The following is a 16,394-nucleotide window of genomic DNA, read 5'->3' on the forward strand; positions in this document are numbered from 1 at the left end:
TTTTCAGGTTAGAAGCCAATGCTTACGCCGCCCAGTACACTCCGGGTGATGGGGTAGTTGCCCACGTCGATGCCGAAGTTGGTATCGGCGTTGCCACCAACGCTGGGGTCGAGGCCCTGGTATTTGGTGATCGTAAACAGGTTGTTGGTCGAAGCAAACACCCGCACCCGCTGCAAGCCAATACGCTTGAGGGCGGTGGCTGGTACATTGTAGCCGATGTTCAGGTTCTGCAACCGGAAGTACGAGCCGTCTTCTACGTAGTATGAGTTCGACTGGGTGTTGGTGCTGAAGTTAGACGCAGCCTCGAAAATGGGTACCGTGGCACCTGTGTTCTCCGGCGTCCATGACTGCTTCACGCGTGCGCTGATGGCCGCCCCGGCAAATGAGGGGTAGAAATCGGTAAACCATTTCGACACGTTGAAGATTTTGCCACCCAGTGCAGTGTAGGCGTACGTCTCAATGTCGAAATTTTTGTAGGTAAAGCGCAGGTTCAAACCACCCGTAAATTTCGGCACGGGGCTACCCAGGTACGTCCGGTCAGCGGCGTCAATTTTACCATCGCCATTAATATCGGCAAAACGGAAACGACCAGGGGCGGCACCATCCTGTTTGGGCGCACCATCTACTTCAGCTTTGCTCTGGAACAGGCCCAGGGTCTGGTAGCCATAGAACGCCGAGATCGAATAGCCCAGTTGGTTACGGATGGGGTTAATGCCCCGGAACCCTGGGTTTACCGTAGTCAGGTAGGTGAGGCCGGGGGCCAGGTAGGTGATCTCATTTTTCAGGATACTACCCGTAATGTTGGCTTCATAACCCACCTCCGAGCCGATTTTGCCACGGGTAATGATTTGCAGGTCGATACCCTGGTTCAACATTTTACCGATGTTGACCGACGGGGCCGAGGCGTACGTACCGATTACGTCAGGAACGGGTACGGCAAAGAGCAGATCTTTGGTGTCTTTCTGCCAGATATCAAAGATCACATCCAACCGACCGCCGAAGAACGTACCATCGAAGCCAAGGTTTGAGGTAATACTAGTCTCCCACTTGGCATCGGGGTTACCAATACGTGAACGGTAGTAGCCAGACACCGTGCTCGAGTTCGACCCGTTGATGTCGTAAGCCGAGTTGCCCAGCGTAGAGGCGTAAAGGCTAAACTGGTTGTTGGGGTCTACGTTGTTCGAGTTACCCATGATGCCGTAGCCACCGCGAATTTTCAGGTCGGCGATCCAGGGAATCTCCTTCATGAACGGTTCTGCCGAAATGCGCCATGCTGCCGAACCGGCGGGAAATACACCATAGCGGTTGTTAGCACCAAACCGGCTCGACCCGTCGCGACGGATAACGCCCGTAACGATGTATTTATCATTGTAGGAATAATTGACCCGGCTAAACAAGGAGTAAAAATTAACCCCAAGGCCCTGATCGCTACCTACCGTCTTACCAGTGGCCGATACAGTGTTGAGCGTGATATAGTTCGGGTCGAACGAGAATGGGTTCTGACCACCACCGTTCATGTTCCGAAACACACCGGTGTTCAGGGCTTCCTGACCCACCAACGCATCGATATTATGTATACCAATATGCTTTTTGTAGCTGGCCGTATTGGTCAGCACATACGAGAAATTATAGCCGCTAAACTCGTTATAGCCCGTTGCCGAGTTATTCTCTGAGTTTTCGTACTGAATGCGGCTGTATCCCTGCCCATAGAACGTGTTATACTGACCACCAAGGCTGCTGCGGAGTGTCAGGCCTTCAATAGGCTCAACTTCCAAGTAGAGGTTACCAAAGCCGTTGGCGTTGAAACTGCGGTCGTTACCCTGCCCCTGACGGCTGGCCACCGGGTTACGTGGGTTGTTGAACCCTTTAGCTGCGGTACCGCCATAGCCACCAAACTCGTCATAGACGGGAATGATAGAGGGCATACGGAACGCCTGAAGGATGTCGTTCTCATCGGCCGCTACACCCTGACCCCCGTTTTGACCACCCTGACCCAATACAGACCGGTATGTGAATTGCAGGTTTTCGCCAATCCGCACGTATTTCGAGAGGTTGAACTCAGTGTTGGCCCGGAATGTATAACGCTTGAAATCATTGTTCAACAAAATACCTGCCTGATTTTGAGCACTCAGGCCGATGTAGAAACGGCTATTGTCGGTGCCGCCTGAGAAACCCAGCGAGTGGCGTTGTAGGGGGGCTACACGGGTAATGGCCTTGTACCAGTCGGTGCCTTCTTTGTTGGCACGCACTACCTGATAAATTGAACCAGCCGTGGGGTCAACGTTGTACTTAAGCTTTTCTGCCGCTAGATCTACAGAACCCACCACACCGGCGTTACCGCCTACATTAATAAAGTCGGGAATGACCGGCGTGGCACCCGTGCCAAACTGAGGGTGGCTGTACACCGGGGCGATACCGTTTTGGCTCGCCGTATTGCGGAACTGACGCCAGGTCCAGTCGGCAAACTCAGTTGGATTCAGCATTGCCTGCCCAGTGCCGGGGTCTGTTGTACCATACTGCCCATCATAGCTGATGTTCAGCCGCTTGGCGCTTTTAGACCCTTTTTTAGTCGTATAAACAATTACGCCGTTGGCCGCACGAGCACCATAAATAGAAGCCGAAGCGGCATCTTTCAGTACCGTAGTCGTTTCTATATCGTCGGGCGAAAGAAAGTCAGTTGAGCCAACCGGCACCCCATCGACTACATTGAGGGGAGCGTTGCCACCAAACGCCCCGAAGCCCCGTACCCGCACCTGGCTGCTAGTGCCAGGCTGCCCGTTCGAAATGACCGTCAGGCCAGACACCCGGCCCTGCAACTGCTGCTCGATGTTGCCCGAAGGCACGGCTGTCAGTGCTTTTGCTTTCACCGTCGATACCGCTCCCGTAGTCATGCGGCGGTCATCGGTGGTATAACCCGTCACAACTACCTCTGTCAGCGTAGTGGCATCATCGGCCAGGCTGATGTTGATTGATGTCCGGTTGCCTACTACGGCTTCCTGCGCAGCGTAGCCAATAAATGAGTACACCAGCACTGTCTGCTGGTTAGGCACGTTGATAACGTAGTTACCGGACCCATCAGTTACTACACCTTTGGTAGTACCCTTGATCACCACGTTCACGCCCGGCAACCCACTATTACCGGCAGCATCGAGCACCTGGCCCGATACCCGTATGTCCTGAGCTATCGCCGAGAGTGATAAGAAGAAAAAGAGGAGAAAGACGGGGAACCTTCTCCAACAAGTTACGTAAGGGTTTTTCATGATAAATTGGTTTTAACAAGGTTTTATTAGGCATTATTTGACAATTACTCAGCGACAAAGCCCGGGTACTCAGCATATATACTCGCTTGAAACCACTTATTTGCTGCTCACTAATAGGCCATTCAATACATGGTCACGATTTTTTCACAACAATTAGTCTACTTTGTCCGTCCTTTAGAAGGGTGGTATACAAGCCACACAAACTGCCCTTTCAGTAGCTATGCATATCCCCTCTTTTGTTGCCTGTTCTATGTTGCTCATTGCCGCCTGCGACTCCCCTACCCCAACGGTTCAGTTTAGCACCGAGCCAACGATGACCAAGGTAGACCCAGGGCAGATCGACGAAGCGTCGGGTATTGCCGACAGCCGCACCATGGTGGGTGCTTTGTGGGTAGAGCAAGATGGTGGCAACCCGGCCGAACTGGCCCTGCTGGGCTATGATGGCAAACTGCGCGGCAAGCTGGCGATACCGAACACAACCAACCGCGACTGGGAAGATCTGACCAGTGGGCCAGGCCCCCAGGCCAACGTCAACTACCTCTATATAGCCGAGATTGGCGACAACAATGCCCAGTATGGTCAGTATGCGGTTTACCGGTTGCCCGAACCCAAAAACATGACCGACGCGACCGGCCCCGTAGAGCGGATTCAGTATAAATACCCCGATGGTGCCCGCGATGCAGAGACCCTGATGCTTGACCCGCAGACGAAAGACCTCTACGTTGTCTCGAAGCGGGAGGCCAAAGTGCACCTTTACCGACTTCCCTATCCGCAAAGCACCACCGAGGTAATGACCGCCGAAGCCTTGGGCGAATTACCCTACACGTATGTGACAGGTGGCGGTTTCTCATCCGACGGATCCGAGATTCTGCTACGTACCTATGCCGGTGTATACTACTGGTCGCGTACAAAAGGGCAGTCGGTGGCCGACGCTATGCAGCGCACTGCCGCCCGTGACTTGCCCTATCGCATTGAACCACAGGGAGAAGCCATCTGTTTCGACCGCGATAACAAAGGCTACTTCACCCTCAGCGAAAAAGCCAGCGCCCCCAACGTTACCTTAAACTATTACGCGAAAAGATGATATTGGATGTTAGACGCTGGATCAACCATAGCTCCTGTCTATAATCCATTATCCAACGTCCAACATCCTCCTATGAAAGCTGCCATTATTGGCGCGGGTATTGCGGGTATTGCCTCGGCCATTCGGCTGGCGGTGAAAGGGTATTCGGTCGACGTCTTCGAGGCCAATGACTACCCCGGCGGCAAACTCTCTACGTTTGAGCATACGGCTCCCGATGGCGGTGTGTATCGGTTCGACGCCGGGCCGTCGCTGTTTACCATGCCGCAACTGGTTGATGATTTGTTTCGACTGGCCGGGCGTAATCCTGCTGATTATTTTGAATACGTCCGCCTCGAGGAAACCTGCCGTTATTTCTGGGACGATGGCACCCGCCTTACCGCCTGGGCCGACCACAACCGGTTTGCCCGCGAGGTAGAAGCCATACTTGGCGAACCCGGTCAACACCTGCTCGACCACCTGGCCGACAGTGCCCTGAAATACGACGTAACGGAGAAACTGTTTCTGCAAAAATCACTGCATAAGCTGGGTACCTGGCTAGGTCGTGATGCGCTGCGTGGCTACCTGAACCTACCCAAACTAGGCGTTTTTGGCACCATGAATGGGGCTAATGAGCGGCGGTTCCAACACCCCAAACTGGTGCAGCTGTTCAACCGCTACGCCACCTACAACGGCTCTGACCCCTACCAGACCCCTGCTACGCTCAATATTATTCCCCACCTGGAATACAACATCGGCGCATTTTTTCCGAAACAGGGCATGGTCAGCATCACCAGTAGCCTGGAAAAGTTGGCCACCGATTTGGGCATACAGTTTCACTACAAGGCACGGGTAGACGCTATCGAAACAACCGGAAAGCAGGTAACGGGCCTGCGGGTAGACAATCAGATTATTCCTTTTGATCTGGTGGTGTCTAATATGGACGTGGTCAATACGTTCCGAAAGCTCCTACCCAATGCTCGTCAGCCAGAACGCATTCTACGCCAGCCTAAATCCAGTTCGGGCCTGATTTTCTATTGGGGCATCAACCGTGAATTTCCGGAACTAGACCTGCACAACATTTTTTTCAGCAACGACTACCAGGCTGAGTTCAACCAGCTTTTCGGCAAAAACGGCCCAGCCAGCCTCTCCAACGACCCTACGATTTACCTCAACATCACCTCGAAACACAAACCAGACGATGCCCCGCCGGGCCACGAAAACTGGTTTATCCTCCTCAACGCCCCCAACAACACTGGTCAGGATTGGGACACTATCATTGCCCAGGCCCGGCAACACGTGATTCGCAAGCTGAGCCATGTGCTGGGTGTAGATGTGGCACCGCTCATTGAAACCGAGAGCATTTTAGACCCGCGCAGTATCGAGTCGCGCACATCGAGTTCGCAGGGGGCATTGTATGGCAACAGCAGCAATAACCGCTTTGCTGCTTTTATGCGCCATGCCAACTTCTCGCACGAGTTTGGCAATCTCTACTTCGTGGGCGGCAGCGTTCATCCTGGTGGCGGCATCCCCCTCTGCCTGCTCTCGGCCAAAATAATGAGCGAACTGGTAGCTGATTAAATGAGTCCCCGCCGCATGGCTTCCATAACTAGCCCCTGACGGCTTTTTACACCGAGTTTTTCAAACACGGTTTCCCGGTAGCCATCCACAGTGCGCGGGCTGACGCACATCTTATCGGCAATCTCGACATAGATTAATTCACTACAGGCCAGGCGAATGAAATCCCGCTCCCGCTGATTCAGCAGTGGCTTTGTCTCAGCCAGAGCGGGTTGATTGAGTTGGTTAATAAGGCTTTTTGTTAGAAAATCAGAGTAGTGGTATCCTTTCGTGCGAATGTCGTCCAGCGCCAGCCGGAGTTCAGAAGGGCGGCATCCCTTGAGCAAATAGCCCCGCGCACCCTGCTGAATCATCTGCGCAATAGTCTGCTCATCATCCATCATTGACAGGGCTAGCACCTTAATGTCAGGATAATTTTGACGCAGGTAGCCCGCTATATCCTGCCCGCTCATATCGGCCATGTGAACGTCAAGGATCACTATCTCAGGCTTAGCTTTCCCGTCTAATTGTAGTTGAAGTTCCCGCCCACTCTGAGCACAAAAGATCACATCGTATTCGTTAAACCGCCTGATTAGTTCGGCCAGCGCCTGGGCCATCAGGTAGTGGTCATCTACAATAGCAACTGCCGTTTTCATATATGGTGCGAGATTTACGTGGATAAGCGAAAGGTAACTTGCCTCCCCTTGATTGTCAACACCTTACAAAATATTTACGAGATAGAAGCAGCGTGATATTTCCCCCTAAATACGGGAAAATCCCCGTTGCGCACCTCTGTCAGCCAATGGTTCTTTGTAACCGTATCTAAAACTGCACAGCTATGCTCCGCTACCTCACCTTCGCCTGCCTCCTACTGGCCATCTCCTGTAATCAGGACAAAAAAGCAGAACAATCTGCCGTGAAAAGCGACACGTCAAATGTTGCCACTATAGAACAACACCCTGAATGGTATATTATAAAAATAGGTCAGGGAGATAACAGCAAGCTCATTAATCTTGACGATGCGCTACTTTGCTATACTGACCATAAACAAAAAGCGCTAAAAAGTGATGCCTTCTGCACGAATCGATCAATAAAATTTTTAAAATTCGGTCTCATTAAAGAAGGCGAGCTTAGAATACATCTCGGCATTGAGGATAGTTCATTAGTAAAATTTGCTAAGCCTACCAAAAAATTTAATGGAATACGCTTTTACCCTTGCATATATGAAGGCAACAGATGTTTTCTGTTTGTTTTTACTGAACTTGCCAAACGAGAAAATATATGTAAAAAGGATATTATGGAATCATACGATGACATGAAAGGTCAACCAATTGTTTTACTAAAAACAGATATATCAGAGCGTATATGCCACATTGATCTTAATAAATTGTCGTCTCATCGGCTTTGCGTACCAAATTGCCCTGAAGATGAGAAATTGCTTTTTGACTATTAATTATGGGCGTATTTATAGTACTATTGACAATGATTTCGGTTGGGGTTGGGCTTCTTTATTATACAAAGCTCAACCCTACCTCATTGCGTTTATTAGTTATTTACTCTGTACTAGTCTCAATAATTGATGTTATACTAGAAATCAAACCAGACTCAATCGGTATTTGGACGCGGGCACAATACGATATAATGCTACCTATTGAATTTGCTGTCTATATTTATATTTTTCAGCCAAAGCCCCTTAAGTTGTTTTGGCTAATAGCTGTCGGATTAGGAATTCTGGGTCTTTACGAGCTACTAATTAATATACATGATAGAGCATCAAGCACGAATCTGTATTTAACAATGTGCCTACTGTTGTTGCCTGTTTTATTGCTATATTTTTGGTCTCTCGCTACCAGTAACAAAATCTTAACATTGCATAGAGAGCCATTGTTTTGGATTGCTTCGGCCCTCCTATTCTCCTGTACTGGCAGTGCTATAGTGACTGGTTTTTATTTCTTTCTGAGCGACCACTATAGAGAGGCTGGAAAAAAACTCTTCTACATCAACTACGTGCTAACTGCTATCCGATATGGTATGTTTACTGTAGCCTTTGTGATGGCCGGGCAGAATCAGGATGAAAGATAACCTATACCTCGTAGTCGTTGCCAGCACAGTAATATTCCTATTGCTATCGGTATTTATTGTCAGCTTCCTGCTGCTATTTCAACGTCGGCAATTGCAGAACATCAGGGAGAAGATAGCCCTGAAAGCAACATACGAACAGGAAATATTACAGGCGCAGATTGAAGTACAGAATCAGACATTACAACAGGTAGGCAATGACCTACACGACAATATTGGTCAACTCCTATCGCTGACGAAACTGCACCTCAACGCCATGGAAGAAGAGGCAGACCTGCAGTCGGCAGCCGTCCGTCTGGTCGATATTGGGGCTGTTGTTGATTTGGCCATTCGTGAGGTACGTGCCCTTACTAAAAGCCTGGATAAAGAATTTGTTGAGCAATTCGGCCTGGTCAGCAGCATTCAAAACGAACTTAACCGCCTTGAACAGATGGGGCGTTTCGCCACCGCGTTCGACTCATCAGGTCAATCGTATTCTCTTGGTTTCAAACGCGAAGTCATCTTGTTTCGCGTAGTGCAGGAATGCCTGAATAACACTATAAAACATGCTGACGCAGAGCAAATTAGCATTCATATCGCCTTCAAACCTGAGCAGTTTGAGTTGACTATCAGCGATGATGGACGAGGGTTTGATCAGATTAACAGTCAAAACCTCAGTTTGAACCAGTCAGGCGCGGGTTTGCGTACTATGCAACGCCGTGTTGAGCTTATTGAAGGAAAGTGCCACATTGAATCTACAGTTGGACAAGGTACCCGCATTGAACTGACTATACCGGTCGTTCCTCATCCAGCATCAGTAACCACCAAGGTCTAAAGCGGTTTTTTTGGAACCTGAAAAATGGGTATCAAGCTGGTAGCAAACCTGACAATTCCGTAAGGGCGAAAAGGTATGTAATGAACGATTTGGCAAAAGAAAATAAACAAAAAGCCCTGTAAGAAAGCATCTTACAGGGCTTTAACTTTTGTTCTGGCGGTCCGGACGGGACTCGAACCCGCGACCTCCGCCGTGACAGGGCGGCATTCTAACCAACTGAACTACCGAACCAGAAACTTGCTTTCAGAACGTTTCAACGTTGCCGTTGTTCTGAAATCGTGGTGCAAAAGTAGGGCGTTGGGGTACTTGGCGCAAGCCCTGGCCTGAAAAAAACCGACATTTTTTCTGCTATAACAGCTTCACCGCTGGTTAACAGGCATATAAGTGCTTACTTTTTTTGCTGCCCATAGCCACTACTCATTATCCTCCGGCCCCGGTGCATCGTCGGGGGTCATCAGTTCGGCGGCACCGGCGGGCTTTTCCTGGTTTGGGTCTTCCGACACCGCCAGGGCCGATTCGTCGGGGTTGGCAAACTGTGTGAGGTGGGGCAGGGCTTCGTTGGGGTTGGTTTCCATGGTCTCGTATCAACTTAGTTTCTGCTGTAACCCCGCCGGGGCTGCTCTGCTCCATTCTTCGAGGCAACGGCTACTTTGGCAAACAAAACGGCCCCAGATTTGTGTTACCACCGCACACATGGCTGTAAGCCGCTTTATCCGCCCCAGGTATGGGCACTCACCACTTTGACACTCTTAAAAACTGCCGGACGTGCCCTTTATCAGGGTATTCTGGGCTTTCTGGCACTCCTGATTCTGGCACTCGCTGGCGCGTGGCTGTTCGACTTCCGGCAGTCGGATGAGGCGTTGCGGGCGGAATTTGCCGGGCAGGCTGTGCAACCGTCCATCCACCGGTATCTCGTAGGCAAGCGCACCATCCGGTTTATGGAAACGCCCACCCTGCCTGGCAAGCCCACCGTCATCTTTGTGCATGGCGCGCCCAGTTCCCTCTCCTTCTTCAACGAATTTTTCAAAGACACCGCCCTGCTCAACCGGGCGCAACTCGTGGCCGTCGACCGCCCCGGCTATGGCTATTCCGACTTTGGGCGTGTAGAACCCTCTATTCTGAAACAAGCCCAACTGCTTCAACCACTTATTGACCGCTATAGATCGTCGCCGTACCTGGTGGTGGTGGGGTCGTCGTATGGGGGGTCGGTGTCAGCGCGGCTGGCAATGAACAACCCCGGCGTGATTGATCAGGTCGTGTTTGTATCATCGGCGCTGGGGCCGGGGCTGGAACGCACCTACGGCATCAGCTATTGGGTAGACAAGGCTCCGCTGCGCGCTTTGGTGCCACCACTGCTGCGCCTGGCCAACGACGAAAAGCTGGCCCACAAACAGGCCTTGGAGGCTATCCTGCCCGACTGGCCCCGCATTACGGCCCGCATTACCATGCTCCACGGCCTGCGCGACGAGTTGGTCTACCCCACCAACGTGGCTTTCGCCAAACAGCACCTGGTCCACGCCGCGTTCAAAGAGTTCATCCTACCCGAAAGCCGCCACGACATTGTCATCAACAAGCGCGACTATATGGCGGACATTTTACTAAATACGCTGCCTTTGGAGAAGAACTAATGTACAATGCACCGTGCGGCGGACCGCAATGAATAATGTACATTAGTTCTTCCTACCCCATCACCTCCACCCTATTCCCTTCGGGGTCCAGTATTACGCTTTCATAGTAGCCATCGCCGGTGCGGCGGGGTTCGCCTACAACGGGCAGGCCGTCGGCGCGGAGGCGGTTAGTGAGGGCATCTACGGTAGCCTCGTCGCCTACCGAGATGGCGAAATGAATCAGGCCCGAAAACTGGGCCAACGCATCGTTCTTTGTGTCGGGGATACCGGGCATCTGCATCAGTTCCAGACGTGCACCACCCTGCGGAAACGACAAAAAATAGGACGAGAATCCCTTGATGGCGTTGACGTATTTTTCGTTGGCCGTGGCACCGAAATAGGTTTCGTAAAACGTCCGCATCCGTTCCAGATCGCGAACCCAGATGGCCAAGTGTTCGATGTGCATGGGGCAAAGATGGTCTTTTTGGGTGTTTAAGGCCTTAGTTCCACTGGCCAGTTGTGGTGCTCCATGGTCAGGATGATACCAAAAAACAAGTTCATGCCCCAGCCCGTAAGGCGGGTCATCCACATGGCGGCGCGGTAGTTGGCGGCAGCGGGATTTTTCCAGACACGTACCGTTAGAACGGCCAGGTGCACCACGCCCGGCACCAGCAGCGACAGCATCAGCCAGAACGGCCACTGCGCCCGGTAGAACACCAGAAAACAGCCACCCGACGCCAGCAGGCATAGCCAGGCATTGATGAACGTACCCCGAACGCCCATCAATCGGCTGATGGTGAGGTCGCCCCGACCCGCGTCTTCGACGTGCTGGTATACCTGCGTGACAGGATATAGCGCCAGGATATTCAGAAACGCAATAACAGTACCCAAGCCCAGATTAACCTCGGCAGGGGCAATCAGCAACTCCCAGAGGCTCATGTCATGCAGGGTAGCGTAGGTCATCAGGAAAACAAACCCGCCCTGAAACGTGCTGATTAATAGCCAACTGGCAATGGGCCGTTTCTTGATACGGATGGCCGGGTGGCTGTAGGCTTTCATAAAAGCACCATAGACCAGAATAAACACCACAAACGGTATATTGACGAACAATCCGCCCAGCAGGGCCAGCCCTTCCAGGCCCATCGACACCCAAAACAGCGTCCGGTCTACGGGGGGTGGGTTTTCGAGGCCATTTACACTGCCTTCGTCTTTGTCGTAGTAACTGTTGAACGTGTTGGCCGCCGGGTACATGAGCACGTGAATGATGAACAGTACCCATAGGGCCACCCACCAGTTGCCAACGCCCGGCAGCAGAGTCATGGCAAACAGGCAGACGGGAAGCAGATAAACGGAGAACGGCAGGCGCAAATGCAGCCATACGGCGCGGAGGGTCATATGTTTAGGTAGGTGAGCAACCTTATTGACATGGTGGAGTTATACAGCTACATCGCTTTATCTAGAATGCCCGTATCTGTACTAGTACCTACAAAAGACGGGCGTTTGTCCGAACAGTCAATACAACTTCATGAACGAGAAAGCTAGTTTCATCAATTCTCTGGGTACGGCTGTACCAACCCACGAGATTCCGCAAGCCCAGATCGCCCACTTTATGGCCGAAGCACTGGGCATGAACGAACGCGACCAACGCCGCTTGACGGCGCTGTATCGCCAAACCCGCATCGACCAGCGTCACTCGGTCCTGCCCGACTACAATAAGCGGCGGGGTGAATATACTTTTTACCCCAACACTGAAGGACTGGAGCCTTTTCCAACGGTAGGGCAGCGCATGGTGCTCTACCGCCAAGAGGCCGTGCCCTTGGCCTTGCAAGCCATCAACGACTGTCTCGGCAGTTACCCCGACTTCGACCGGCAGCGCATCACTCACGTGATTACCGTGAGTTGCACGGGCCTCTACGCCCCCGGCCCCGACATCGAGATTATTGAAGCCCTAGGCCTGCCTGGCACCACGCAACGGCTGGCCATCAACTTCATGGGCTGCTACGGGGCGTTCAACGGTCTCAAAGCCGCCGACGCCATTGTGCGGTCTACGCCGGAAGCGGCCGTGCTGGTGGTGTGCGTGGAACTGTGTACTCTCCATTTTCAGAAAAAAACCGACCTCGACAACCTGCTGTCTAATGCCCTGTTCTCCGACGGTGCGTCGGCGGTACTGGTAGAAGGCACGCCCCGCCCCGACCAGTCCATGCGCCTGCGGTCGTTCTACTGCGATTTGCTGCCCGAAGGCAAAGCCGATATGGCCTGGCACGTAACCGACTTTGGTTTTGAAATGACCCTGACGTCCGAGGTGCCCACCGTGATTCAGAACGGCATCGGGCAGTTGCTGTCGCGGTTGCTGGAACAAAGCGGCCTTACCATCGGCGATATTGGCACCTACGCCATGCACCCCGGCGGACGGCGTATTCTGGAAGTGATCGAGAAGCAACTTGGCCTCGACACCGCCGACAACCGCTACGCCTACCAGGTGCTGCGGCAGTATGGCAACATGTCGTCGGCCACGGTGCTGTTTGTGCTGAAGGCCATCTGGCAGGACATGCTGACCACCCAAACCGGCCCCGACGAAGCCCAGCACATTCTGAGTTGCGCGTTTGGTCCCGGCCTGACGCTCGAATCCATGATCCTGGAAGCCAACTTCACGCCCGTTCAAGTTGAAGTAAGGCAGTCTGATGTTGAAGCAACACTGAAATTTATAAGCGACTAAACTATGGTAGTATCGCCCAAGCAACGCTTGCTCCACCTAGTAACAACTATAGCTCCATTGTCAGTTGATGTGCTTTCTGATATAGAACAGGCTATTACGGTGCAACAAGTTTCCAGAAATGCCTTATTACTTGAAGCTGGACGTGTGTGTCAGTATGTTTGGTTTATTGTAGAAGGGGCTGCGCGCGCATTTTATTACAAAGACGACAAGGAAGTTACGGCTTGGTTCATGGGAAAAGATGACTTCATCATTTCGGTGAAAAGTTTCCTCGAGCAAAAGTCCAGCTATGAATATATACAGACCCTTACAGATGCTACGCTGGTGAGTATCCCTTATGCACAACTATAGCATCTGTACCAAATCCATCCGCAATTTAATCAGGTAGGCAGGGTATTAATAGAACACTATTACTCGCTGAGCGAAGGACGATTATTCCAGCTAAGAATGAATACAGCTGCTGAACGTTACGATAGTCTAATGGCAACGCATCCCACCATCTTTCAACAGGCATCGCTTAAGCAGATAGCCAGCTATCTAAGTGTCACGCCCGAAACCGTTAGTCGATTGAGGAGGCGGAAATAAGTTAGTCTATTCTTGATATTTGTCAAGAAATGTACAACATCATTTAACTTATTTTGTCATGTTCATAACCTCAACAAGAACATGACAAAACTAACTTTATCCCTCGCATTAACCCTTTTGGGCTTATTATTTTGCTTTTCCTGTGAACGTGAATCTGTTACGGATAAGCCTGATTCAGCCTTCAGTACACTCACAGACAAAACAGTTTTAGCAGCAAAAAAATGGCATGATAGTCAACGTTTAAACACAGCAGCTCGACTTGGAGATGAAGGCAACAATGAAAAAACGCTTAACTGGCTGAAAGCTGTAAGTTATACTATTGGCAACGAGACAATCGTTGAGCTTCCTCTAGCCTATAAACAGCTCCAAGGTATGGCTATCACCAAGAGCGGTAACAATAAGAAGACGGGTGAACCTTATCAGCGTCTTGTTAAAGAAGACATTTCTGTAATCAGCAAATACGTTATCGTAAAAGACGTTGATGGTCACTACAAGGCACTGGTAATGAAGGTGGTGGGATCGTTGCTGTTCTATGCCTCGCATAAGCAGGAAGAACTGAATGCGAATAGTTACAAATCTGTACCAACAGATTTTAGCGGATATGTATTGTTTTACGACTGGAATGAAACAATGTTGTATGGCTATCGCTATCAGGTTGGACAGTTGATTGGTACTTGTTCACCAGGCAATAAAAATGGTAGATTGGAAGAAATAACGTGTACTACTACCCCCGTTGACCACTACTATTATAATGATTACCAACCTCCTGTATTTTCATACAGAGATTATATTACTGTTTGCAGCGTCACGGGTAGTAGTGGAGGTGGCGCAGGACCTACTGGTGGACCTACTCTACTACCGGCGGTGGCGGAGGCGGATCTACTGGGGGACAAGCAGTTAGAGATGCGAGTGGAGCATATTACCTACCAGCTTTCCAGACACCAAGTATTGATCCGAAGAAATACGTAAGATGCTTTGGCGGTAATCAGATGAACAACGCATCTGACTATAATTTCACAATCACAGTTTATGTTCAAGAACCATCATCGAGTGGCGGAGGTGATTCATTTGGATTTGATAACGGCGTGGGGCACGTTTTTATAGGGTTGAGCAAGGTTAGCAAATCAAATCCTAATGATAAAATAACTCAAGTTTTAGGTTTTTATCCCACTGGTTTACCTAAAGGTGGCCTTTGGTATGATGGTGCCGTTCATGATAATGGCAATACAAACTACACAATCAAGAAAACATTTACTGTGAGTGCCAGTGACTTCGGTGCAGCTTTACATATGATCGAGGGATTAGACGACATAAGGTACAGTGTTTATGATTTCAATTGTACAAATTACATTTTTTCCATTTGTGATGCCGCAGGAGCGTATTTACCCAAAACAAGAACACTCATTGAAGCTCGATACGGCTCATATACTCCAGGACGTCTTGGACAGGATTTAAGGGATAGAAATTCTAATGATCCTGACATAATTGTGGGGAATAATAAAGCCCCCAGAAGTATGGGTAGTTGCGATTAATTACGAACTATCACACTATCAAATTAATCAATTTTGATAGTGTGATAGTTTGTTGTGAAAAAATTCAAAAATCACTTCTCATGAAATTTTCATTCGCAAAACATTTTATCTTTCGGAAGAAGTTTATTATTTTAGTACTTCTAGTAGTCCTAGTAATAAACCTACCGCCGATACGCTGGATAAGCGAAGTGAGTTTAAACCATTTTTCATACGTCACAAACCACGGACAGTGGTTTGAAGAATGGCAATTCTTTGGATCTAGGTACGAAGACACAGTTGCGAACAATTTTATTCAGTATAGGCAGCATCCTTACTACCGTCAAGATACGGTGCTGTACAGAACTGACCCTGTAAACATCCTTAAATTCTGGCGGTGGTATGATTACGCCACTCATCCGCGCTGGCAGTTACCCTACAACAGTCGGCCCGATACGTTACCCAAAAACGACCACAGTATAGGTTCGGAACCAAAACCATTACCTCAATAGCGTCCCATTATGATAACTATGGACCATGTCTGTTGATCGCCTCGTCTTCATTCACGGCAACCTCGACGTGCCCACGTCGTTCGATGCGCTGTTGCCCCTGCTGCCCGCCGCCCAAACGCTGTGTATCAACCTCGAAAACGATTTCAACAGCTGGGATGCTGCCGTGCCGGTAACGGCTCGCACAGTGGCCCAACGGGTCGTGCAGGCCTACGGCATCAGCCCCCGCGATGTGCTCATTGGCCATTCGATGGGGGGCTGGATTGCGGCACACGTGAAAGAGCTAATCGGCGTGCGCGTCATTCAGCTTAGCTCCTGGACCGACCCGCGCAAGATCAGATCGCCCCTACAGCGGCTCAGCCTGATTCGGTGGGTAGTGAGCACGGGGGTGGTGCAGCATCCGTTCAGCATCCGTGCGGCTAAACTGCTCTATCCGTTTCCGGCATCGCGCACACGGGTTCGTGCCTCGCTCGACAGGCTTCAACGGATTGACCCGGCCTATCTGATGTGGCAATATGAGCTGATTTTCAACGCAGTACCGCCGCTAACCGTACTGCCCGACCTACGCATCCACGCCCGCCACGACATCGTCATCGCCCCACCCGACCAGCCATACGTCAGGGTATCGGGCAATCACCAGATCCACGCCAACAACCCCCACGATGTAGCAAGAGCGATCAGTGAATTTTTGAGCTAAAAACT

Annotated in this window: 15 protein-coding genes and 1 tRNA gene; 10 read left to right on the forward strand and 6 right to left on the reverse strand. The window is 50.7% G+C overall.

All coding sequences use genetic code 11. The features are described 5' to 3' along the window. Positions 1-8 precede the first annotated feature (8 nt). Positions 9-3,260: a SusC/RagA family TonB-linked outer membrane protein gene (locus J2I48_RS14160; protein WP_207336121.1), complete on the reverse strand. Its 3,252-nt coding sequence runs from the start codon at positions 3,258-3,260 to the stop codon at positions 9-11. A 220-nt stretch (positions 3,261-3,480) separates the two neighbouring features. Here J2I48_RS14160 and J2I48_RS14165 point away from each other — a divergent pair, with 220 nt between their 5' ends. After that, the gene (locus J2I48_RS14165) at positions 3,481-4,344 is read left to right on the forward strand and encodes a YjiK family protein (RefSeq protein WP_207336122.1); all 864 of its coding nucleotides are present in this window, start codon (positions 3,481-3,483) and stop codon (positions 4,342-4,344) included. Between the two features lie 72 nt (positions 4,345-4,416). Further along, on the forward strand, positions 4,417-5,901 hold the full coding sequence (gene crtD / locus J2I48_RS14170) for a 1-hydroxycarotenoid 3,4-desaturase CrtD (RefSeq protein WP_207336123.1): 1,485 nt from the start codon (positions 4,417-4,419) through the stop codon (positions 5,899-5,901). On the opposite strand, the gene J2I48_RS14175 is transcribed toward crtD, so the two are convergent. Then, positions 5,898-6,533 (reverse strand): response regulator, encoded by a 636-nt coding sequence (locus J2I48_RS14175; protein ID WP_207336124.1) that lies wholly within the window; start codon positions 6,531-6,533, stop codon positions 5,898-5,900. The two genes, crtD and J2I48_RS14175, sit on opposite strands and share 4 nt — an antisense overlap. 182 nt (positions 6,534-6,715) lie before the next feature. Here J2I48_RS14175 and J2I48_RS14180 point away from each other — a divergent pair, with 182 nt between their 5' ends. Together J2I48_RS14180 and J2I48_RS14185 are read left to right on the forward strand one after the other, a co-directional pair. Beyond that, on the forward strand, positions 6,716-7,330 hold the full coding sequence (locus J2I48_RS14180; protein WP_207336125.1) for a hypothetical protein: 615 nt from the start codon (positions 6,716-6,718) through the stop codon (positions 7,328-7,330). A gap of 618 nt (positions 7,331-7,948) precedes the next feature. Beyond that, a complete protein-coding gene (locus J2I48_RS14185; RefSeq protein WP_207336126.1) occupies positions 7,949-8,770 on the forward strand; it encodes a sensor histidine kinase in 822 nt (273 codons plus the stop codon). 154 nt (positions 8,771-8,924) lie between these two features. On the opposite strand, the gene J2I48_RS14190 is transcribed toward J2I48_RS14185, so the two are convergent. Both J2I48_RS14190 and J2I48_RS14195 read right to left on the reverse strand, forming a co-directional pair. Continuing rightward, a tRNA-Asp gene (locus J2I48_RS14190) sits at positions 8,925-9,001 on the reverse strand. A 182-nt stretch (positions 9,002-9,183) separates the two neighbouring features. Next, positions 9,184-9,345, reverse strand: a complete 162-nt coding sequence (locus J2I48_RS14195; RefSeq protein ID WP_207336127.1) for a hypothetical protein — start codon at positions 9,343-9,345, stop codon at positions 9,184-9,186. Positions 9,346-9,510: 165 nt separating this feature from the next. On the opposite strand from J2I48_RS14195, the gene J2I48_RS14200 reads away from it, so the two are divergent. Then, positions 9,511-10,398, forward strand: coding sequence for an alpha/beta fold hydrolase (locus J2I48_RS14200; protein ID WP_207336128.1), 888 nt, complete (start codon positions 9,511-9,513; stop codon positions 10,396-10,398). Between the two features lie 52 nt (positions 10,399-10,450). Here the strand turns inward: J2I48_RS14200 and J2I48_RS14205 are convergent, their stop codons facing one another. Together J2I48_RS14205 and J2I48_RS14210 are read right to left on the reverse strand one after the other, a co-directional pair. Beyond that, positions 10,451-10,843, reverse strand: a complete 393-nt coding sequence (locus J2I48_RS14205) for a VOC family protein (protein ID WP_207336129.1) — start codon at positions 10,841-10,843, stop codon at positions 10,451-10,453. Between the two features lie 26 nt (positions 10,844-10,869). Beyond that, positions 10,870-11,772, reverse strand: coding sequence for a UbiA family prenyltransferase (locus J2I48_RS14210; RefSeq protein ID WP_207336130.1), 903 nt, complete (start codon positions 11,770-11,772; stop codon positions 10,870-10,872). A 130-nt stretch (positions 11,773-11,902) separates the two neighbouring features. On the opposite strand from J2I48_RS14210, the gene J2I48_RS14215 reads away from it, so the two are divergent. The 5 genes from J2I48_RS14215 (at position 11,903) to J2I48_RS14235 (ending at position 16,389) form a co-directional block, all read left to right on the forward strand. Beyond that, positions 11,903-13,093, forward strand: coding sequence for a type III polyketide synthase (locus J2I48_RS14215; protein WP_207336131.1), 1,191 nt, complete (start codon positions 11,903-11,905; stop codon positions 13,091-13,093). A 3-nt stretch (positions 13,094-13,096) separates the two neighbouring features. Beyond that, entirely contained in the window at positions 13,097-13,441 is a 345-nt protein-coding gene (locus J2I48_RS14220; RefSeq protein WP_207336132.1) for a Crp/Fnr family transcriptional regulator, read from the forward strand. Positions 13,442-13,756: 315 nt separating this feature from the next. Continuing rightward, positions 13,757-14,644, forward strand: a complete 888-nt coding sequence (locus tag J2I48_RS14225) for a hypothetical protein (protein ID WP_207336133.1) — start codon at positions 13,757-13,759, stop codon at positions 14,642-14,644. A gap of 20 nt (positions 14,645-14,664) precedes the next feature. Beyond that, the gene (locus tag J2I48_RS14230; RefSeq protein WP_207336134.1) at positions 14,665-15,207 is read left to right on the forward strand and encodes a hypothetical protein; all 543 of its coding nucleotides are present in this window, start codon (positions 14,665-14,667) and stop codon (positions 15,205-15,207) included. 513 nt (positions 15,208-15,720) lie between these two features. Continuing rightward, positions 15,721-16,389 carry an alpha/beta hydrolase gene (locus J2I48_RS14235; RefSeq protein ID WP_207336135.1) on the forward strand — a complete coding sequence of 223 codons (669 nt, stop codon included), beginning with the start codon at positions 15,721-15,723 and terminating at the stop codon, positions 16,387-16,389. Positions 16,390-16,394 lie beyond the last annotated feature (5 nt).

It is taken from the genome of Fibrella aquatilis, from assembly GCF_017353255.1.
Taxonomy (GTDB): Bacteria; Bacteroidota; Bacteroidia; order Cytophagales; family Spirosomataceae; genus Fibrella; species Fibrella aquatilis.

Bases quoted from the DNA above. Each gene is read 5' to 3' on its own strand.
- J2I48_RS14160 (WP_207336121.1), bottom strand. From the start codon at position 3,260: ATGAAAAACCCTTACGTAACTTGTTGGAGAAGGTTCCCCGTCTTTCTC.
- J2I48_RS14165 (WP_207336122.1), top strand. From the start codon at position 3,481: ATGCATATCCCCTCTTTTGTTGCCTGTTCTATGTTGCTCATTGCCGCC.
- crtD (WP_207336123.1), top strand. From the start codon at position 4,417: ATGAAAGCTGCCATTATTGGCGCGGGTATTGCGGGTATTGCCTCGGCC.
- J2I48_RS14175 (WP_207336124.1), bottom strand. From the start codon at position 6,533: ATGAAAACGGCAGTTGCTATTGTAGATGACCACTACCTGATGGCCCAG.
- J2I48_RS14180 (WP_207336125.1), top strand. From the start codon at position 6,716: ATGCTCCGCTACCTCACCTTCGCCTGCCTCCTACTGGCCATCTCCTGT.
- J2I48_RS14185 (WP_207336126.1), top strand. From the start codon at position 7,949: ATGAAAGATAACCTATACCTCGTAGTCGTTGCCAGCACAGTAATATTC.
- J2I48_RS14195 (WP_207336127.1), bottom strand. From the start codon at position 9,345: ATGGAAACCAACCCCAACGAAGCCCTGCCCCACCTCACACAGTTTGCC.
- J2I48_RS14205 (WP_207336129.1), bottom strand. From the start codon at position 10,843: ATGCACATCGAACACTTGGCCATCTGGGTTCGCGATCTGGAACGGATG.
- J2I48_RS14210 (WP_207336130.1), bottom strand. From the start codon at position 11,772: ATGACCCTCCGCGCCGTATGGCTGCATTTGCGCCTGCCGTTCTCCGTT.
- J2I48_RS14215 (WP_207336131.1), top strand. From the start codon at position 11,903: ATGAACGAGAAAGCTAGTTTCATCAATTCTCTGGGTACGGCTGTACCA.
- J2I48_RS14220 (WP_207336132.1), top strand. From the start codon at position 13,097: ATGGTAGTATCGCCCAAGCAACGCTTGCTCCACCTAGTAACAACTATA.
- J2I48_RS14225 (WP_207336133.1), top strand. From the start codon at position 13,757: ATGACAAAACTAACTTTATCCCTCGCATTAACCCTTTTGGGCTTATTA.
- J2I48_RS14230 (WP_207336134.1), top strand. From the start codon at position 14,665: ATGAACAACGCATCTGACTATAATTTCACAATCACAGTTTATGTTCAA.
- J2I48_RS14235 (WP_207336135.1), top strand. From the start codon at position 15,721: ATGTCTGTTGATCGCCTCGTCTTCATTCACGGCAACCTCGACGTGCCC.